At 67.3% G+C, this 18,631-nt stretch carries 16 protein-coding genes; 9 read left to right on the top strand and 7 right to left on the bottom strand.

The annotated features are described in order from the left end of the window. Window positions 1-2: 2 nt before the first annotated feature. Entirely contained in the window at window positions 3-398 is a 396-nt protein-coding gene (locus WM2015_RS00695; RefSeq protein ID WP_049724237.1) for an ATP synthase subunit I, read from the bottom strand. A 169-nt stretch (window positions 399-567) separates the two neighbouring features. On the opposite strand from WM2015_RS00695, the gene WM2015_RS00690 reads away from it, so the two are divergent. From WM2015_RS00690 to WM2015_RS00660, 8 genes are all read left to right on the top strand, one after another. Then, window positions 568-1,455: an SDR family NAD(P)-dependent oxidoreductase gene (locus WM2015_RS00690; RefSeq protein WP_211260946.1), complete on the top strand. Its 888-nt coding sequence runs from the start codon at window positions 568-570 to the stop codon at window positions 1,453-1,455. A 168-nt stretch (window positions 1,456-1,623) separates the two neighbouring features. Further along, window positions 1,624-2,877 (top strand): efflux RND transporter periplasmic adaptor subunit, encoded by a 1,254-nt coding sequence (locus tag WM2015_RS00685; protein WP_156200727.1) that lies wholly within the window; start codon window positions 1,624-1,626, stop codon window positions 2,875-2,877. Beyond that, window positions 2,874-2,999 carry a hypothetical protein gene (locus tag WM2015_RS16310; RefSeq protein WP_260319120.1) on the top strand — a complete coding sequence of 42 codons (126 nt, stop codon included), beginning with the start codon at window positions 2,874-2,876 and terminating at the stop codon, window positions 2,997-2,999. The genes WM2015_RS00685 and WM2015_RS16310 overlap by 4 nt, the downstream gene beginning before the upstream one ends. Window positions 3,000-3,034: 35 nt before the next feature. Beyond that, the gene (locus WM2015_RS00680; protein WP_049726914.1) at window positions 3,035-3,808 is read left to right on the top strand and encodes an ABC transporter ATP-binding protein; all 774 of its coding nucleotides are present in this window, start codon (window positions 3,035-3,037) and stop codon (window positions 3,806-3,808) included. A 30-nt stretch (window positions 3,809-3,838) separates the two neighbouring features. After that, a complete protein-coding gene (locus tag WM2015_RS00675; RefSeq protein ID WP_049724236.1) occupies window positions 3,839-6,343 on the top strand; it encodes an ABC transporter permease in 2,505 nt (834 codons plus the stop codon). Window positions 6,344-6,356: 13 nt separating this feature from the next. After that, window positions 6,357-8,795 carry an ABC transporter permease gene (locus WM2015_RS00670; RefSeq protein WP_049724235.1) on the top strand — a complete coding sequence of 813 codons (2,439 nt, stop codon included), beginning with the start codon at window positions 6,357-6,359 and terminating at the stop codon, window positions 8,793-8,795. A gap of 82 nt (window positions 8,796-8,877) precedes the next feature. Next, window positions 8,878-10,263, top strand: a complete 1,386-nt coding sequence (locus tag WM2015_RS00665) for a sigma-54-dependent transcriptional regulator (RefSeq protein ID WP_049726913.1) — start codon at window positions 8,878-8,880, stop codon at window positions 10,261-10,263. A gap of 27 nt (window positions 10,264-10,290) precedes the next feature. Then, a complete protein-coding gene (locus tag WM2015_RS00660) occupies window positions 10,291-11,640 on the top strand; it encodes a sensor histidine kinase (protein WP_049724234.1) in 1,350 nt (449 codons plus the stop codon). A 640-nt stretch (window positions 11,641-12,280) separates the two neighbouring features. Here WM2015_RS00660 and WM2015_RS00655 read toward each other — a convergent pair. From WM2015_RS00655 to rsmG, 3 genes are read right to left on the bottom strand one after another with little or no spacing between them, the layout of a single operon-like run. After that, complete coding sequence (locus WM2015_RS00655; RefSeq protein WP_049724233.1) at window positions 12,281-13,153, bottom strand: ParB/RepB/Spo0J family partition protein; 873 nt, start codon at window positions 13,151-13,153, stop codon at window positions 12,281-12,283. Continuing rightward, the gene (locus WM2015_RS00650; protein ID WP_049724232.1) at window positions 13,153-13,938 is read right to left on the bottom strand and encodes a ParA family protein; all 786 of its coding nucleotides are present in this window, start codon (window positions 13,936-13,938) and stop codon (window positions 13,153-13,155) included. The genes WM2015_RS00655 and WM2015_RS00650 overlap by 1 nt, the downstream gene beginning before the upstream one ends. Next, window positions 13,935-14,603: a 16S rRNA (guanine(527)-N(7))-methyltransferase RsmG gene (gene rsmG, locus WM2015_RS00645; protein WP_082169325.1), complete on the bottom strand. Its 669-nt coding sequence runs from the start codon at window positions 14,601-14,603 to the stop codon at window positions 13,935-13,937. The genes WM2015_RS00650 and rsmG overlap by 4 nt, the downstream gene beginning before the upstream one ends. A gap of 17 nt (window positions 14,604-14,620) precedes the next feature. Between rsmG and WM2015_RS00640 the strand changes: the two genes are divergently transcribed. Next, a complete protein-coding gene (locus WM2015_RS00640) occupies window positions 14,621-15,634 on the top strand; it encodes a hypothetical protein (RefSeq protein ID WP_156200723.1) in 1,014 nt (337 codons plus the stop codon). Here the strand turns inward: WM2015_RS00640 and WM2015_RS00635 are convergent. From WM2015_RS00635 to WM2015_RS00625, 3 genes are read right to left on the bottom strand one after another with little or no spacing between them, the layout of a single operon-like run. Then, a complete protein-coding gene (locus WM2015_RS00635) occupies window positions 15,604-16,653 on the bottom strand; it encodes an ABC transporter ATP-binding protein (RefSeq protein ID WP_082169324.1) in 1,050 nt (349 codons plus the stop codon). The genes WM2015_RS00640 and WM2015_RS00635 overlap by 31 nt on opposite strands. Further along, window positions 16,650-17,633: an ABC transporter ATP-binding protein gene (locus WM2015_RS00630; protein WP_049724230.1), complete on the bottom strand. Its 984-nt coding sequence runs from the start codon at window positions 17,631-17,633 to the stop codon at window positions 16,650-16,652. Before WM2015_RS00630 ends, WM2015_RS00635 begins: the two co-directional genes overlap by 4 nt. A 34-nt stretch (window positions 17,634-17,667) precedes the next feature. After that, on the bottom strand, window positions 17,668-18,606 hold the full coding sequence (locus WM2015_RS00625; protein WP_049724229.1) for a cation diffusion facilitator family transporter: 939 nt from the start codon (window positions 18,604-18,606) through the stop codon (window positions 17,668-17,670). Between the last annotated feature and the right edge of the window lie 25 nt (window positions 18,607-18,631).

Raw genomic sequence — 18,631 nt, 5'->3', positions numbered from 1 at the left:
ATCTAATTCTGGTGTTCCGAACCTGGACTCATGTGCGCCAGGCGCCCCATGGCCAGCCAGTAGGCCACCACCGTGGCCACGTATCCAACCAAGACCGGGCCAAAATACCCGGCAAACCACTTCGCCACGATGACGAACAGGATCACCGCCAGCGCCAGCTTGAAGGCCATCGCGCGGTAGAAGGCCGCGATCATGGCTTTCGCATCCTGGCCGAGGCTCAGGCCGACGCGCAGCGCGGTCACTGCCGTCAGCACGATCCCGATGGCGCCGCCGATCAAGGCCGCCAGCGATTGCTCGAGGCCGCCGATCAAGGCAAACAGGATGGCTGCCGCTCCGGACAACAGGGCCTGGACGCGCAGCAACCAGGCAATGGTCTTGGCAAAGTGGGCCTCGTGCATGTCCGCCTCGCGTGTGCATTGCCGTCTGTCTGCCGCCTGCCCCCCGTAACCGGTGGCGAAGCGAAAACAAGGCGCATCGTGCTTAGCGCCCTGCAAATCCGCTTAAGTATAGCATTCCGAGACGCTCAGCGGCAATAATCGAACGGCAAAATCGCCGTTGATGGTCGCCATGCGAACCGTCGAGTACAGTGTGGACCTTCCTTCGTCCCCCTTCGAGAGCATCGAGCGCATCATGACCGACCTGAATCAACGCACCGTCGTCATCACCGGCGCCTCCCTGGGCGTGGGGGCCGCCACCGCCCGAGCCTGCTTCGAGCGCGGCGCCAACCTGGTGCTGATCGCTCGTGGCCGCGAGCGCCTGGAGACGCTGGCCGGGGAACTCGGATCACCGGAGCGCCTGGCCATCGAAGCCCTGGACGTGACCGACCTCGATGGCTTTTCCGCCGCCCTCGAGCGAGCGCGCCAGCGTTTCGGCAGTGTCGACGTCTTGATCAACAACGCTGGCTTCCATTCGCGCGGCCCGGTCGAGCAGGTCTCTGTCGAGGACCTCGGCCGGATGATCGACGTGAACCTGAAGGCCCCCATCCAGCTCACCCGTCTGGCTCTGCCGCTGCTGCGCGAGGCGAAGACGCCGGCGGTGATCCAGGTCGCCTCGCTGGCCGGGCGAACGCCGGTGCCGGGTTCGGCGGCCTACTCGGCGAGCAAGTTCGGCCTGCGCGCCTTCAGCATGGCTCTCGGCGAAGAACTGCACGGCTCGGGGATCAAGTTCGCCTGCGTCTCCCCCGGCCCGATCGACACCGGCTTCATCATGGATGACATCGATGCGGTCAGCGATCTGACCTTTTCCCAGCCGATCGTCACTGCCGAGCAGGTGGCCGAAGAGATCATCAAGCTGATCGGCGACGGACGACGCGATGCGCCCATGCCGCGTTTGAGTGGCTACCTGACGACGCTGACCTACCTGTTCCCGAGCATCGGCCGCTTCATGCGCCCGATGCTCGAGAAGAAGGGGCGACGCACCAAGGCTCGTCTCAAGCGAGAAGGGCAGAAGGACTGAGCTTGTCCGGTTTCCAGTGTTCGATTTCGGGACGAAGCATCCCGGAATCGAACGGACGGGCACCCGGACAAACCGGACCGGATCCATCGAAAAATCAGGAAAGCTCATTGCTTTCAATAAGATAATCTCACCCGGACCGAACTGGCACGGTAGTTGCTTGCTCTGGGCATGGACATTCATCGCCCCGAACTCAAGCGCCGCAAGCGCCAACTGAAGATCCTCTGGGTCTCCCTCGCCATCGTACTGGCCGTCGTGCTCGTCGCCGGACTGAGCCTCCTCGAGCCGGCCGCCCCGGCCGTCGACCGGGCCACGGTCTGGACCGACACGGTTCGCCGCGGCGACATGGTGCGCGAGGTGCGCGGCCCCGGCACCCTGGTGCCGCGCGAGATTCGCTGGATCGCCACCACCACCGAGGCCCGCGTCGATCGCGTACTGGTCCGGCCCGGCGGCGCCGTCACGCCCGACACGGTGCTGGTCGAAATGAGCAATCCCACGCTCAGCCAGCAGGTGCTCGAAGCGCGCTCGGAAGTCATCGCCGCCGAGGCGGACTTCGCCGCCCTGGAAGTCCGCCTGCAGAGCGAAGCCCTGGACCAGCGCGCCACCCTGGCCGAAGTGCGGGCCGAAGCCGAGAGCGCGCGCCTGCAGGTGCAAGCCGAAGCCGAGCTGCTCGAGCGAGACATCCTGCCGCGCATCCAGTACCAGCGCAGCGTGCTGCGCGCCGACCAGCTGCAGGAACGCCTGGCCATCGAGCAGGAGCGCACGGCGCAGTTCCAGCACTCCGTGGCAGCCCAGCTGCGCGCCGCGCGGGCCCGTATCGATCAGCTCGCGGACATCGCGGCCTACCGCGAAGCCCAGCTGGCCGCCCTGCAGGTCACCGCCGGCATCCACGGCGTGCTGCAGGAAATGAGCGTCGAGGCCGGTCAGCGCCTGTCCCCGGGCGAGAACATCGCCCGCGTTGCCCAGCCCGACACGCTGCTGGCAGAACTTCGCATCCCCGAAACCCAGGCCAAGGACGTACAGCTGGACCAGACGGTGGAGGTGGACACCCGCAACGGCATCGTGCCGGGCCGGGTCATCCGCATCGACCCGCGCGTCGCCAACGGTACGGTCCAGGTCGACGTCGAGCTGACCGGCCCGCTGCCGGCCGGGGCCCGCCCCGACCTGTCGGTGGACGGCACGATCCGGATCGAACAGCTCGACGACGTGCTCTACGTCCGCCGCCCGGCCTACGGCCAGCCCGAGTCGACGGTCCGCCTGTTCCGCATCGACCCCAGCGACGGCAGCGCCGTGCGCGTGCCGGTGGAGCTGGGTCGCAGCTCGGTCAACGTCATCGAGATTCGCCAGGGCCTGAACCCCGGCGACGAAGTGATCCTCTCGGACACCTCGGCCTGGGATGAATTCGACCGGATCCGCCTGCAGTGAACGCCACGATGCTGCCCGACCTGATCCCGATCCTGTGCTGGCTGCTCGAACAGACCAGCCACCACGCACCCTGGGTCTGGCCGCTGCCGGGCGTCATCGTGCTGCGCTGGTTCGGCAAGTAAAGGCGCCCATACACACCTTCCAAATGGACAAGACCATGAACGATCACAACAACGCATTGATTCATCTCGAGGACATCACCAAGGTCTTCCTGACCGACGAAGTCGAGACCCACGCCCTCGGCGGTATCCATTTCGATGTCCGGCAAGGCGAATACGTGTCGATCTCCGGTCCTTCGGGCTGCGGCAAATCGACCTTGCTGTCGATCCTGGGCCTGCTCGACACGGCCAGCAGCGGCACCTACACCCTCAACGGGACCTCGGTGCAGAACCTGAGCGCCGCCGATCGAGCGCGCGTGCGCAATCAGGAAATCGGCTTCATTTTCCAGGCCTTCAACCTGATCGGCGACCTGACTGTCTTCGAGAACGTGGAGCTGCCGCTGACCTACCGCGAAGGCATCGGCCGCGCCGAGCGCAAGCAGCGCGTCATCGAGGCCCTCGAGCGGGTGGGCATGGCGCACCGCCTGCAGCACTACCCGGCCCAGCTCTCGGGCGGGCAGCAGCAGCGCGTCGCCGTCGCCCGGGCCCTGGTCGGCAAGCCGGCGATCCTGCTGGCCGACGAACCGACCGGAAACCTGGACTCGCGCAATGGCGAAGCGGTCATGGCGCTGCTCGACGAGCTGCATCGGGCCGGGTCGACGATCTGCATGGTCACCCATGATCCGCGCTATGCGGAGTTCGCCCAGCGCAAGATCCACCTGTTCGACGGCCGCGTGGTCGACGAGGAGACCCTCGATCGCCTGCGCCGCGAAGAGGAACAGCGGATCGAGCAGCAGATCGCCGCTCGCAAACCCGCCGCCGCCGACGCCTGATCCTCGCCGCCCCCGACCCGGAGACCCAGCATGCCGCTTCTGACCGACATCCGCATGGCCCTGCGCCAGCTCCTCAAGCGTCCGGGCTTCGCCCTGGCCGTCGTGATCACCCTGGCCCTTGGGATCGGTGCCAATGCGGCGATCTTCTCGCTGTTCCATCAGATGCTGATCGAGCCGATCGAGGTGCCAGCCCCGGAGCGCCTGGTCAACCTCGAATCCCCGGGCCCGAAGTATGGCTCGGTCTCGACCTCGACCCCGGGCGGCAGCCAGGCCACCTTCAGCTACCCGATGCTGCGCGATCTGCAGCAGGTCGAAGGCGTGTTCAGCGGCCTGGCCGGGCATCGCGGCTTCGGTGCCAACTTCGCCTTCGACGGGGTGACGACCAGCGGTTTCGGCCTGCAGGTGACCGGCAGCTACTTCCCGACCCTGGCCATCCAACCCGCGCTCGGTCGTCTGCTCGACGAGAACGACGACCGGACGATCGGCGAGCGCCGGGTCGCCGTGCTCGACTACCGCTTCTGGGTCAACGAGCTCGGGGGTGACCCGAACATCCTGGGTCGCAATCTGATCGTCAACGGCATCAGCCTGGAAGTGGTCGGCGTCGCACCGGACGGTTTCAGGGGGACCACCCTGGGCAATTCACCGGACGTCTATGTCCCCATCACCCTGCGCTGGCTGCTGCAACCGCGCCTGCCCGAAGAACACGAGGACCGCCGCAGCTACTGGGTCTATGCCTTCGGCCGCCTGGCGCCAGGCGTCAGCGTCGAGCAGGCCAGCGACATCCTGCAGGCCCGCTATCGCGCCATCCTCGAAGAGATCGAAGCGCCGCTTCAAAGCATGCCCGAGGACGTGCTGGCGCGCTTCGTCTCGCGCCCCCTCGAGCTGCAGCCCGGTGAACTGGGTCAGAGCAATGTCCGACGCGACAGCAGCGCCCCCCTGTCCATGCTGCTGACGGTATCCGGCCTGGTGCTGCTGATCGCCTGCGTCAACGTCGCCAACCTGTTGCTGCTCAGGGGTGCCTCGAGATCCGCCGAGCTGGCCGTACGCACTTCGATCGGCGCCACCCGCGGACGCCTGCTGGTGCAATTGCTGACCGAATCGGTTCTGCTTGCCATCCTGGGTGGTCTGCTCGGCGTGGTCGTCGCCGGCGCCACGCTGGCCCTGATCGGCAGCATCCTCCCACCCCCTGCCGCCGCCACCGTGGTGTTGACCATCTCACCGGCCGTCCTGGGGGCCGCCCTGTTCTGCACCCTGCTTGCGGTACTCATCTTCGGCCTGGCGCCGGCCTGGCACGCGGCTCGGGTCCAGCCGGCGATGGTGCTCCGCGCGCAGGCGGGTCAACCCGGCGGCGGGCGTGGCCTGGCGCGTTTCCGCAACCTGCTGGTGCTGATCCAGATCGCCCTGTCCGTGACCCTGCTGATCACCTCGGGCCTGTTCGCGCGCAGCCTGCACAACCTGCAGAACGCGGATCTGGGCATGCAGATCGAGTCGGTGGTCTCCTTCGGCGTCTCACCGACCCGCAACGGCTACTCGCAGGAGCAGACCCTGCAGCTCTACGAGCGCCTGGAGGAGGAGCTCGGCAATCTGCCCGGCGTCCTGTCGGCGACTTCATCGATGGTGCCGCTGATCGACGACAGCAACTGGACCAATAACGTGTCGGTGGAAGGCTTCGAGCCCGGCCCGGATTCCAGTTCCAACGTCGCCCTGAACGAAATCGGCCTCGACTACTTCGAAACCCTGGGAATTCCCCTGCTGGCCGGGCGCAGCTTCGAATCCAGCGATCGATTCGATACACCCCGTGTCGCCATCGTCAATCAGCGTTTTGCCGAGCAGTTCGGCCTGACGCCACCGATCGTCGGCAAGCGCATGGCCATCGGCGAAACCGAGGACCTGAACATCGAGATCGTCGGCGTGGTCGGCGACACCCGCTACGCCAACGTGCGCGACGGCATGATCCCGCTCTACTACCTGCCCAACCGCCAGAACCGGGGCATTCCCTTCATGACCTACTACGCGCGCTCGGCACTGCCGCCGGAGCAGATGATGGCTTCGATCCGCGAGCTGGTCTCCCGGCTCGACCCGAACCTGCCCGTCGACAACCTCTACACGATGGATACGATCGTTCAGCAGAACGTCTTCCTGGAGCGCTTCGTCGGTCTGCTGTCGACCGGCTTCGCCCTGCTGGCCACCTTCCTGGCGGCGATCGGTCTGTATGGCGTGCTGTCCTACTCGGTGACCCAGCGAACCCGTGAGCTCGGCCTGCGGATGGCGCTGGGCGCCTCGCCGGGCGAACTGGCCTCGAGCGTCATGCGTCAGATCGCTCGCATCGCCCTGATCGGCGCGTTGATCGGCCTGGCCGCGGCCCTGGTGCTGGGCCGCTTCGCCGCCTCGCTCCTCTATGAACTCTCACCCCACGACCCGCTGGTGCTCATCGGCGCCCTGGTCGTGCTGGCCCTGGTCGCGGGCATCGCCGGTTACCTGCCGGCCCGCCGCGCCTCGCGCATCCACCCCAACGAAGCCCTGCGCTACGAGTAGGGAAGGAGACCCCATGACCGCCTTCAACGATCTTCGCTACGCCCTGCGCCAGCTGCTGCGACGTCCCGGCTTTCTGGCCGCCGTCGTCCTCACCCTGGCCCTGGGCATCGGCGCCAACGCCGCGATCTTCAGCATGATCAACGGCCTGATGCTCAAGCCACTGCCGTACCCGCAGGGCGAGCGTCTGGTGGCGGTCTACAACACCTATCCATTGATGGGCCTGCCCAATGCCGGCGTCTCGATCCCCGATTACCTCGATCGCCGCGATCGCGCCGAGGCCTTCGAGGCCACGGCCATGTACACCTGGAACGGCATGAACCTGACCGGCCAGGGCCGGCCCGAACGCCTGCTTGCACTGCGGGCCACGCCCAGCCTCTTCGAGGTGCTCTCGGTGCCGCCGGCGATGGGGCGCACCCCCGGACCGGAGCACGCCGAGCCGGGCAATGATCGCGTGGCCGTGCTCTCGCACGGGCTCTGGCAGCAGCTGTTCGGCGGCCGCGAGGACGTGCTCGGTCGCCGCCTGCAGCTGAACGGACAGAGCTACGAAGTCATCGGCGTGATGCCGGCCGGCTTCGTCTTCCCCAATCAGGACGTGCGCCTCTGGATTCCCTTCGCCTTCACGCCCGAGCAGATGAGTGATCAGGAGCGAGGCACGGAGTATTCCAACATGATCGCCCGCCTGCGACCGGGCGCCAGCGTCGAGCAGGCCCAGAGCCAGGTCGATCGGATCCACGAGATCAACAGGGAAGCCGCACCCGCCGAGGTGGCGGAGTTCTGGACCAACTCGGGCTTTGGTGGGCGGGTCGTCGATTACCGCAGCGAACTGATCGGCGAGCTTCGCGGACCCTTGATGCTGCTGCAGATCGCCGTCGCCCTGGTGCTGCTGATCGCCTGCGCCAACGTCGCCAACCTGATGCTGGCGCGGGTCAACTCGCGCCAGCGCGAGCTGGCCGTGCGCAGCGCGCTGGGTGCCGGCCGCAAGCGCATCGTTCGCCAGCTGCTGGTCGAGAGCCTTCTGCTGGCGCTCTGCGGCGCCATCGGCGGCCTGGCCGTGGCCCATTTCGGCCTGGAGCTGCTGCTCTGGGCGGGTCTGGGCTCGAGCAACGCCCTGTTCGAGATCGACCTGGACACGACGGTGCTGTTGTTCGCCCTCGCTGTGGCCTTGCTGACCGGCCTGCTGTTCGGCGTGGCCCCGGCACTCGCCGCCGCTCGCGCATCGACCTCCGAGGTACTCAAGGAGGGTGGACGCGGCGCCGGCGGCAGTCGCAGTTCGCAGCGCGTTCGTAGTGCCCTGGTTATCGCCCAGGTCGCCGTGGCCGCCACCCTGCTGATCGGCGCCGGGCTCCTGATCCGGAGCTTCCTGGCGGTGCAGAGCGAGTCGCCCGGCTTCACCCAGGAAGGCCTGCTGACCGCGCGCCTGTCGCTGCCCGACGACCCCTATGGCGATCCAGCCACGGCGCGCAATCTCCGGCGCGCTCTGATCGAGCGGATCGGAGCGCTGCCCGGCGTCGAGCACGTCGGCGTGACCAGCGCGCTGCCCTTTTCCGGTAACAGCTCCCAGGCCAGCTACTCGATCGAGGGCTACGAGCCGCCGCCGGGCGAAAGCCAGCCCCACGGCAGTATCCGCCTGGTCGACGGCGGCTTCTTCCGAGCCATGCAGATCAGCGTACTGGAAGGCCGGGTCTTCGAGGAAAGCGACGACCCCGAGGTCCCGCTGGCGGTGGTCGACGAGCTGCTGGCCCAGCGCTATTTCCCTGACGGTACGGCGATCGGCCAGCGCATCGGCCTGAGCACCGAGCAGGGCCAGCGCTGGTTCACCATCATCGGCGTGGTCGCACCGGTCCGCCACGGCGGCCTCGACGAGCAGCCGAGCAAGGAAACCTACTACCTTCCGTTCGGCACCCGCGCTGTCAGTTCGCCTTCCCTGGTCCTGCGCAGCAGCCTGGCGCCCTCGGCCCTGGTCGATCCGCTGCGCGCGGCGATCCACGAGATCGACCCGAACCTGCCGCTGACCCGCATCCAGGCCATGGAAGAGCTGATCGACGTGTCCCTGCAGACGCGGCGCGCGCCGATGCTCCTGCTCGTGGTCTTCGCCGGCGTGGCCCTGGTGCTGTCCGCCGTCGGCATCTATGGCGTGCTGGCCTACTCGGTCAGCCAGCGGACCGGCGAGCTGGGCGTGCGCATGGCTCTGGGGGCGCAGATCGGCGATGTCCTCCGCCTGGTCCTGCGCCAGGGCGGACGACTGGTCGCCATCGGACTGGCAATCGGGATCACGCTGGCCCTGCTCCTGTCCGGCCTGATTGCCGCGCAGCTGCACGGCGTCTCGCGCTTCGACCCGGCGGTGATGGGCCTGGTGGTGGTATTCCTCGGGGCGGTGGCCCTGATCGCCTGCCTGCTGCCGGCATGGCGCGCTTCGCGCGTCGACCCGATCGAGGCCCTGCGACAGGAATGATCACGACCCGCAGACTGCCCCGCCAGGGCGCGGTGCATAATGAGGCTTGCGCATTCACCACGAAGCTGGCCCGGCCGAGATCATGACGGAGACCCACCGCCAAGACCCCGCTCGCCTGCTGATCGTCGACGATCAGCGCGACGTGCTCGAAGCCCTGCGCCTGCTGTTCAAGCCAGAGGGTTTTCGGGTCGATCCCGTGCAGTCCCCGGCCGCCGCGCTGGAAGCCCTCGAACAGGGCGACTTCCAGGCCGTGCTCGCCGACCTCAACTACACCCGCGACACCACCTCGGGTGACGAGGGCCTGGACCTGGTCCAGCGCATCCACGCCCTCGACCCCGAGCTGCCGGTGATCGTGATGACGGCCTGGGCCTCTGTGGACGTGGCCGTGGAAGCGATGCGTCGCGGCGCCCGGGATTTCGTCGAGAAGCCCTGGGACAATCGCCGCCTGCTGAGCATCGTGCGCAACCAGATCGAACTGAGCCACGCCCTGAAGCGCTCCCGCCATCTGGCCGCCGAGAACGACCTGCTGAAAAGCGAAGACCCCGATTTCATCGCCGAGTCCCCGGCCATGCGCGAAGTCGTGGACCTGGTGCGAAGGGTCGCGCCCGCTGACGTCGCCGTCCTCATCACTGGCGAAGCGGGCACGGGCAAGGGCATGGTCGCCCGGCTCCTGCACCGCCATTCCGAGCGTTCCGATCACCCGATGATCAGCGTAAACATGGGCAGCGTGCCCGAAGCCGTGTACGAGTCCGAGATGTTCGGCCACGTGCGCGGCGCCTTCACCGACGCCAGCGCCGACCGCACGGGCCGATTCGAACTGGCCGATCGGGGCACCCTGTTCCTCGACGAGATCGGCAACGTGCCCGTCAGCCAGCAGGCCAAGCTGCTACGCGTCCTCGAAACCGGTGAGTACGAGCCGGTGGGTTCGTCCAAGACGCGCACCGCCGATGTCCGTCTGATCAGCGCCACGAATGCCGATCTGTCCGCGCTCTGCGAAACTGGGGAATTCCGCAAGGACCTGTTCTTCCGCATCAACACCGTCGAGATCCCACTGCCGGCCCTGCGCGACCGGCGCGAGGACATCCTGCCCCTGGCCCGCCAGGCCCTGAGTCGTTTGGCAAAGCGATACCGTGCAGGACCGGTCGAACTCGACCGCGACGCCGCCGAAGCCCTGCAGCGCTACGACTGGCCCGGCAACGTGCGCGAGCTGCAGCACGTGATCGAACGCGCCGTGCTGCTTGCGCGCGGCGAGCGCATCGGCGCGGCCGACCTTCGACTGTCGCCTACCAGCCAACGCAGCGGCGGCAACGCCTCCCTGAGTGGCATGACCCTGGACGACGCCGAGCGCCTGCTGATCCGCCAGGCCCTGGAGCGCTCGGACGGCAACGTCAATCAGGCCGCCGAAGCCCTGGGGATCAGCCGCAGCGCCCTGTACCGGCGCATCGAGAAGCATGATCTGGCCGACTGATCGAGCAGCGGCTTCAAGGCCGCAGGCATGAGCCCGCCACCGCGAGACCGGCGCCTGGCCTTCGAGACCCGCCTGTTGCTGCTGGCCCTGGCCAGCGGCGCCCCGGCCGTGGCCCTGGTACTGATCTGGCTGCATCAGTCGACGGTGGACGGTGCAGTGGCCGGCCTATTGCTGACCCTGACCCTGGGCAGCTGGCTGGGCTTCGCCATCGCGGCGCGCCGCTACGTGGTCTACCACCTGCAGACCCTGAGCAATCTGATGGAAGCCCTGCGCGAAGGCGACTACTCCCTGCGCGGTCGTCGAGCGCGCTTCAGCGATTCCCTAGGCGAGGTCGTGCGCGAGATCAATCAGCTGGCCGAGAGCCTGCGCCTGGAACGCCTCGGCGCCCGCGAAGCCTCGGCCCTGCTGGCCAAGGTCATCGATGTGATCGACATCTCCGTGTTCGCCTTCTCCAGCGACCGACGGCTGCAGCTGATCAACCCGGCCGGCGAGCGCCTGCTGGATCGCTCGGCCACGGCCCTGGCCGGTCAGCCCGCCGCCTTGCTGGGGCTCGATGACTTTCTCGACGGCCCCGTCCGCCAGACAGTACACCACCATTTCCCGGTCGGTCGCGGCCAGTGGGAGATTCGCCGCGCGGCCTTCCGCGAGGACGGCATGGCGCATGAGCTCCTCGTCATCACGGACCTGAGCTGGGCGCTGCGCGAACAGGAGCGCCGCGCCTGGCAGCGCCTGATCCGCGTGATCAGCCACGAGCTCAACAACTCCCTGGCTCCGATCCAGTCAATGAGCCGCTCTCTGGCCGACCTGATCGAGCGCGAGCCCCTGCCCGAGGACTGGCGCGAGGATGCCTCCAGCGCCCTGAACGTGATCGGCAACCGCGCCGAATCCCTGGGCCGCTTCATGGCCGCCTACGCCCTGCTGGCCCGACTGCCGGAACCGAAGAAGCGAGCGGTGGCGGTCAAACCCCTGATCGAGCGCGCGGCCGCCCTCGACGCTCGCCGGCCCGTTCGCATCGAAGGAACGACCCTGAACGCCGACATCGACGCAGATCAGATCGAGCAGCTGTTGATCAATCTGCTGAAGAACGCCCAGGACGCCGCCGAACAGACCGACGGCGAGATCGAGGTCCGAATGACTCAGGATCGACGGGCGCTTCGTATCGAGGTCCTCGACTCGGGCCCCGGCATCGCCAACCCCGACAACCTGTTCGTGCCCTTCTTCACCACCAAGCCCGGCGGCACGGGGATCGGCCTGGTGCTCTGCCGCCAGATCGCCGAAGGCCACGGCGGCAGCCTCAGCCTGGAGAACCGGGACGACGGTCCAGGCTGCGTTGCACGACTGACCCTGCCGAAAGGGGCCACCCAGGCTTCGCTTTGAACCACGAAGGCACGAAGGACACGAAGAAAGGCAGAGGCAACTTGCCGGAGACGACTAGGGCGCCTGCGAGGTGTGGTGCCGCCGGCGGGCGCGGCATGGGTCAGATCGGCATTGGCGGAAACGAAACGTTCGCGGGCGCTTGGCTGCCGCCGCATGGCCGCATCGATTCCCGGTCTCTCCCTGCCTCCTTTTTGTGCGGATTTTGGCCGTAACAGGCGGTTAGCTTTTCGCAACGAGCCGCGACCCACACCGCGCCCGCCGGCAACACCACACCACGCTGATGGATGCACGGAGACGGAAGGGGGAGCAAATGGAAGCTTTCAGGCTATTGCAGCGGGTGGGGTCGGGGGCATCGAGCGGGTCGGGGCGCGGCAGCAGCCGCAAATTCGGTCGCATGAATCAGCGAGCACCTGGCCTTCAGAAAGCCGCCGAAGTCCGGGCGATTGGCCAGCTCATTCGCGAGCACCCAGCGCCGGTGCGCTCTCAGCCATCGACACAGCCGATCGCTCCGGCCCGCTCGAAGCCCCCGGCCTCACCCGATGCTCGAAGCCGCCCAGGGGTCAAGCGCGGCACGGCCAGAAAAACGCTCTTGATCTTTCTTCGTGCCCTTCGTGCCTTCGTGGTTACGCCCGATACCGAATCAGCGCCGAAAGCGCTCGAGCAGGCCGTCGAGTTCGTCCAGGCTGGTGTACTTGATCGTGACCTGGCCCTTGCCCGAGGACGAGTGCTTGATGCTGACCGGGGCGCAGAGGGTTTCGGTCAGGTCCTGTTCGAGACGTTCCAGATCGGCGCTCTTGCGGGCCTCGGGCTTCTTCGCCGGCTTGCCTTCCTTCATGCGCTTGACCAGGGCCTCGGTCTGGCGCACCGACAGCTCCAGGTTGATGACCTGGCGGGCGGCGCGGACCTGGTCGATGCGGTCCAGGGAGAGCAGGGCGCGGGCGTGGCCCATGTCGAGGAGGCGCTGGTCGACCATCTCGCGGACTTCCGGCGCGAGCTCCAGCAGACGGAGCAGGTTGGAGACGGCGGCGCGGGAGCGCCCGACCGACTCGGCCGCCTGGCCATGGGTCAGCTCGAACTCCTCGATCAGGCGTTTCAGGGCGATGGCTTCTTCCAGCGGGTTCAGGTTCTCGCGCTGGATGTTCTCGATCAGGGCCAGAGCCAGGGTGGCTTCGTCTTCGATTTCCCGGACGATGGCCGGGATCGTTTCCTTGCCGGCCATGCGCGTGGCGCGCCAGCGGCGTTCGCCGGCGATCAGTTCATAGGTGCCGGCCTTGGCCAGGGGGCGAACCACCACCGGCTGGACCAGGCCCTGGGCGCGGATCGACTCGGACAGCTCTTCGAGCTTCTTCGGGTCCATCGCGGAGCGTGGCTGGTAGCGGCCCGGCTGGATCACGTCCAGGGGCAGCTCCTTGAGCGCCGAGGCCTCGCCTTCGGGGTCGGTCTTTTCGGCGACGGCCCGGGTCTTGCCGAGCAGGGCGTTGAGGTTGCGGCCCAGGGCCTTCTTCTTGGCCATCAGACCCGCTCCCCGCTGCGGCGCAGGAACTCACCGGCCAGGCCCATGTAGGCCACCGCCCCGCGCGACTCGCGATCGTAGTGGATCACGGACTGACCGAAGCTGGGCGCCTCGGCCACCCGCACGTTACGCGGCACGACCGTGCCGTAGAGCTTGTCGCCGAAGTGCTCGTGCAGCTGTTTGGAGACCGCGCCGGACAGGTTGTTGCGGATGTCGTACATGGTGCGCACCAGGCCTTCGATCTCCAGCGCCGGATTGACCGAGTTCTGGATCTGCTCGATGGTGTTGAGCAGGGCGGTGAGGCCCTCCAGAGCGTAGTACTCGCACTGCATCGGGATCAGCACCGCATCGGCGGCGGTCAGGGCATTGAGCGTCAGCACGTTCAGCGCCGGCGGGCAGTCGATGATGATGTAGTGGTAGCGGCCGGCGAGGGGTAGCAGGGCCTGCTTGAGCACGGTGGCGCGGTCTTCGGCCTCCATCAGGCCGACTTCGGCCGCCGTCAGGTCGCCGTTGGCCGGCAGCAGGTCGTAGCCCATTTCCTCGACGCGAACGACCGTGTCCGCCGCCTCGGCTTCGCCCAGCAGGACTTCGCAGATGGTGGCCTGGTCCTCGCCCAGCTCCAGGCCGGAGCCGGTGCTGGCATTGCCCTGGGGATCCATGTCGATCAGCAGGACGCGCTTCTTCAGTTCGGCCAGGCCGGCAGCGAGGTTCAGGGAGGTCGTGGTCTTGCCGACCCCGCCCTTCTGATTGGCGACGGCAATGATTCGGGTGTTGCGTTCACTCATGGTCGGGTCACTATTCGGGTGACGATGGCCAGGCAGCGTCGTGCGTGCTCGCCGGGCACATTCAGATCGATGATGTCGACATTGTAAGCGCCAGTCAGGCCGGAAAGCTCGTTTTCCACGTCGCGGGACTTCATCGCCAGCAGAGTCGCGCCCTGATCGAGCCAGTCCCGGTGCCATTCGACCAGCTGGGCCAAGGGGGCCAGGGCGCGCGCCGTGATGCAATCCGGCGGGGGAATGTCGGGTGGGTTCTCGAGGCGCGCCTGGATCGGCTCGATATTGCTCAAACCCAGTTCACGACGGACCTGTCGCAGGAAGCGGATCTTCTTGCCGTTACCGTCGATCAGGACGAACTGGCGTTCGGGGCAGGCGATGGCCAGCGGCACGCCCGGCAGGCCGGCACCGGTGCCGGAATCGACGACCCGCTCGCCCCTGAGCCAGGGCAGCAGGCTGAGGCTGTCGAGCAGGTGCCGTGCTACCATCTCGCGCGGTTCGAGCACGGCGGTCAGATTGTAGGCCCGACCCCAGCGCGCCAGCAGGGCCAGATAGGCCAGCAGAGCATGGCGCTGCGACTCGGTCAGCCTCAGGCCCATGGCCTCGATGCCCTGAGCCAGCGCCGGTTCCAGGACCGCGAATTCCGGCGGCAGCGCGCCCGTCTCAGGCTTCATTGGATTCCCGATTTCGCATGAAAAAGACGCTCATTATATTGATCCTGATCGCGACCCTCATGTGGCTGCTGTTGCTGCCCCGCCTGGTCGGCGGCTATCTGCAGAGCTGGGTGCCGGACTGGCTCGAGGAACTGGGCGTCCATGAGCAGGCAAGCTTCGAGCCGGGCTGGTTCAGCTCGGACCTGGCGATCGCCGACGCGCTGGAACTGGAGCTGCGCGCCCGCCATTTCCCGCCCCTGGGTCTTGACTGGATCGATCTCTCCGGCCAGTTGCTCAGCCCCTTGTCCGATGAGGCCTACTTCGTCGAGGGCGAGCTCGGCCTGAGCGGTGGTAGCCGTATCGAGATTCGCGGCGACGAACTGCAGCTGTCGACGGAACCCGCGCTGGTCGCAGGCCCGGTCCAGCTCGACCTCGAACAGGCCCTCGATGCCCCGAGCCAGCTGTCCCTCATCCTGGCGGACGCCAGCCTGAGCGATCGTCTCGGCAACCACCTGAACGCAGACCGAACCACTCTCGAGCTTCGCTGGTCGCCGATCGATGAAGCGCATCTGGCCCTGTCGCTGGCCCTCGAGGCCTCGGCACCCGCGGGTCTGGCCCTCGAGCTCCGGGCCGAACCCGTGGAACGCGAGGCGCTGGCCCAGTTGATCGAGGGGCTGCAGCAACTCAGGCGCGCACCGGCCGACGGTCCGGGCCGACAGTTCGCCCTGCTCACCGTCGCCGGGGCCTGGCAGCAGTTGTCGGCGGCCGGTCTGGAGATCGAGCTGGAGCGCCTGGACATCGGCTCCGGCGCCAGCCTGACGGGGCAGTGGGCGACGGATATCGGCCAACCGGAACTGCAGGGCAGCGGAGAATCGAGCGCCCTGATCGCGGCGCTCGGGCCGGTGGTCGGTCTGAGCGCCCGGGTGCCGGCTGCGGATGCCGAGCGCCTGATCCGCGCCTGGCTGGACTCGATGGAAAGCCGTGGCTGGATCCTGCCCCGGGATCGGGGCTTCGAGCTGCGCTATCCGGCGCCCGAGCCGGACGTCTCCTGAGAAGCCTCGGGCGGCGCCAGCTCCTCGCGCAGCTCGCGGTGACGGATACAGGCCACCTGGCGACCGCTGTCCAGGGTTTCCAGGCCGGGCACTTTCTCCGCGCAGGCTGGAATCGCCACCGGGCAGCGGGTCCGGAAGACACAACCCGACGGCGGATCGAGCGGTGAGGGCATGTCGCCCTTGAGGGAACGGCGAGCGCGCTCGCGCTCCTTGACCGGGTCGGGAATCGGCACCGATTCAATCAGGGCCCGAGTGTAGGGGTGGCGCGGCTCGAGGTAGATCCGATCCCTGTCGGCCACCTCCATCACCCGACCCAGGTACATCACCAGCACCCGATCCGACACGTGGCGCACGACCGACAGATCATGGGCGATGAAGATCAGCGACAGCTGCAGCTTCTTCTGCAGGCTCTTCAGAAGATTGACGATCTGGGCCTGGATCGACACGTCCAGGGCCGAGACCGGCTCGTCACAGACCACCAGGCGCGGGTTGACCACCAGGGCGCGCGCGATGCCGATGCGCTGGCACTGGCCGCCGGAAAATTCGTGCGGATAGCGATTGATCTGATCGGGCAGCAGGCCCACCAGCTTGAGCATGCCCTGGACGCGCTCGCGAACCTGCAGGCGCGACATCGACGGATAGAATGTCCGCAGGGGCTCGGCCACGATGTCACCGACGGTCATGCGCGGGTCGAGAGAACCCGAGGGGTCCTGGAAGATCAGCTGGATCTCTCGCCGCTTGGCGCGCATCGCCTCCTCATCGAGGCCGAGCAGGTCCTTGCCCAGCCAGGCCACACGGCCGCCCTGGGGCTTGACCAGGCCGAGAATGGCGCGAGCCAGGGTGGACTTGCCGCAGCCCGATTCGCCGACGATGCCCAGGGTTTCGGCGGCATTGACGTCGAAACTGACCCCGTCGACCGCTTTCACCGTGTGGTAGTCGTGCCGGAACAGGCGGCCCGTGTCCACGCGGAAGTGGACCGACAGATCGCGCACTTCGAGCACCGGTGCCCGAGCGTTCATCCGACCTCCTCCCTCGCTGCGGGCAGCGCATCCAGATGGCAACGCTTGAAGCGACCCTCGCCCAGAGCCTCGAACCCGGGCCGCTCGCGGCAGCGATCAAAGGCGTAACGACAGCGGCTGGAGAAGGGGCAGCCCGCCGGCACGTCGAGCAGGTTGGGCGGGTTCCCGGGGATGGCGTTCAGGATGCCCGAGCGCGCCCTGTCCAGGCGCGGGACGGAATTGAGCAGGCCCTCCGTGTAGGGATGGCGCGGGTCGGCGAAGAGATCATCCACGCCGGCCATTTCCATCTCCTGCCCGGCGTACATCACCAGCACGCGATGGCAGAGGCCGGCGACCACGCCGAGGTCATGGGTGATCAGCAGGATCGCCGTCGAACTCTGCTCGGACAGCTCGCCCATCAGGGTGTTGATCTGCGACTGGACCGTGACGTCGAGCGCGGTGGTCGGCTCGTCGGCGATCAGCAGATCGGGTTGGCAGAGCAGGCCCATGGCGATCATCACGCGCTGACACATGCCCCCGGAGAGTTCGTGCGGGTACTGGCGCATGCGCTGGCCCGGGTCGTTGAGATGCACCTGATGAAGCATTTCCTCCGCTCGGGCCCGCGCCTCGCGCCGGCGCAGATTGCGGTGATGGGTCAGCACCTCGACCAGCTGATCGCCGATCGTCATGTAGGGGTTGAGCGAGGAAATCGGGTCCTGGAAGATCATCGAGATCTTCGAACCCCGCACCCGGCTGAGTTCCGAGGTCGACATGCCCAGGAGCTCCTGCCCGCGGAACCTCACCGAACCGCTGACCTTCCCGTTCTCGGCCAGCAGGCCGATCAGGGCGAGCGCCGTCTGGGTCTTGCCCGAGCCGGACTCGCCGACCAGGCCCAGGGTCTCGCCCGGATCGAGATCGAAGCTGATCCCGTTGACCGCGTGCACCACGCCATCGGGCGTGTCGAAGCTGACGGTCAGATCGCGGACTTCAAGCAGCGCCAAGGTGATTGCTCGTCATGGGAGTCGGTCTTCCATGCTACACCAGGGATCCGCCCGTCGGGCCAGCGGTCGAGGCATCACGGCAGTCCTCGTCGCGCTGTTCGATTTCGATCGTCGTACTGGCCAGCTCGAAGGGCGCCAGGGCCTGGCCGATCCGCGCCTTGACTCGCGCGTAGCTGTCTCCCCTGGCAAGCTCACGCAGCACGATGTGCACGGTCAATACATGTCGCTGACCATCCAGCGACCACAGGTGCAGATCATGCAGGGTCTCGATGCCGGGCAGCTCGGTCAGCGCCCGCTCGATGCGGGCCAGCATTTCCCTGTCGGGCACGGCCTGGAAGAACAGCTTGATCGTCGACCACATGGTGCGGCTGACGTTGAACAGGATGAACAGGGTGAAGGCCAGCGAGAGCAGGGGATCGAGGATCGGCCAGTCGGCAAACTGCAGGACGATGGCCACGATCAGCACGGCCACCCAGCCCAGCACGTCTTCCATCAGATGCCAGCTCAGGGCGCGCTCGTTCAGGGTCTTGCCCGCACTGATTCGCCAGGCCGCGACACCGTTGACCGCCACGCCGAGCAGGGCCAGACCGATCATGCCTTCGGTGACCGGCATGACAGGGTCTGCCAGACGAGGAACGGCCAGGGCCAGCACCCAGATCGACCCGGCCACCAGCAGGGCAGAGTTGATCAGTGCCCCGAACAGGCTCAGGCGACGGTAGCCGTAGGTGAAGTCCCGATCGGGGTGGCGCCGGCTGAAGCGCTCGAGCAGCCAGGCCATGCCCAGCGCCAGGCTGTCGCCGAGATCGTGGACGGCGTCCGCCAGGATGGCCGTGCTGTTGGTCAGCAGGCCACCGATCAGCTCGATCAGCGCAAAGCCGGCGTTGAGAAAGAAGACCTGGGCGATCCGACCGCTGCTCTCGGTTCCCGGATCCGGATGGTGGTGATGATGGTGACGGTGATCGTGTGTGCCCACGGGACTGCGGTACGAATTCCGCCGG

This window comes from Wenzhouxiangella marina (genome assembly GCF_001187785.1).
In the GTDB taxonomy this organism is placed as follows: Bacteria; Pseudomonadota; Gammaproteobacteria; order Xanthomonadales; family Wenzhouxiangellaceae; genus Wenzhouxiangella; species Wenzhouxiangella marina.
Note: the sequence above shows the minus strand (reverse complement) of the source record. Positions and strands in the feature narration are given on the sequence as shown.

Bases quoted from the DNA above. Each gene is read 5' to 3' on its own strand.
- WM2015_RS00680 (WP_049726914.1), top strand. From the start codon at position 3,035: ATGAACGATCACAACAACGCATTGATTCATCTCGAGGACATCACCAAG.
- WM2015_RS00650 (WP_049724232.1), bottom strand. From the start codon at position 13,938: ATGAGTGAACGCAACACCCGAATCATTGCCGTCGCCAATCAGAAGGGC.
- WM2015_RS00670 (WP_049724235.1), top strand. From the start codon at position 6,357: ATGACCGCCTTCAACGATCTTCGCTACGCCCTGCGCCAGCTGCTGCGA.
- rsmG (WP_082169325.1), bottom strand. From the start codon at position 14,603: ATGAAGCCTGAGACGGGCGCGCTGCCGCCGGAATTCGCGGTCCTGGAA.
- WM2015_RS00675 (WP_049724236.1), top strand. From the start codon at position 3,839: ATGCCGCTTCTGACCGACATCCGCATGGCCCTGCGCCAGCTCCTCAAG.
- WM2015_RS00635 (WP_082169324.1), bottom strand. From the start codon at position 16,653: ATGAACGCTCGGGCACCGGTGCTCGAAGTGCGCGATCTGTCGGTCCAC.
- WM2015_RS00660 (WP_049724234.1), top strand. From the start codon at position 10,291: ATGAGCCCGCCACCGCGAGACCGGCGCCTGGCCTTCGAGACCCGCCTG.
- WM2015_RS00690 (WP_211260946.1), top strand. From the start codon at position 568: ATGCGAACCGTCGAGTACAGTGTGGACCTTCCTTCGTCCCCCTTCGAG.
- WM2015_RS00695 (WP_049724237.1), bottom strand. From the start codon at position 398: ATGCACGAGGCCCACTTTGCCAAGACCATTGCCTGGTTGCTGCGCGTC.
- WM2015_RS00665 (WP_049726913.1), top strand. From the start codon at position 8,878: ATGACGGAGACCCACCGCCAAGACCCCGCTCGCCTGCTGATCGTCGAC.
- WM2015_RS00655 (WP_049724233.1), bottom strand. From the start codon at position 13,153: ATGGCCAAGAAGAAGGCCCTGGGCCGCAACCTCAACGCCCTGCTCGGC.
- WM2015_RS00685 (WP_156200727.1), top strand. From the start codon at position 1,624: ATGGACATTCATCGCCCCGAACTCAAGCGCCGCAAGCGCCAACTGAAG.
- WM2015_RS00640 (WP_156200723.1), top strand. From the start codon at position 14,621: ATGAAAAAGACGCTCATTATATTGATCCTGATCGCGACCCTCATGTGG.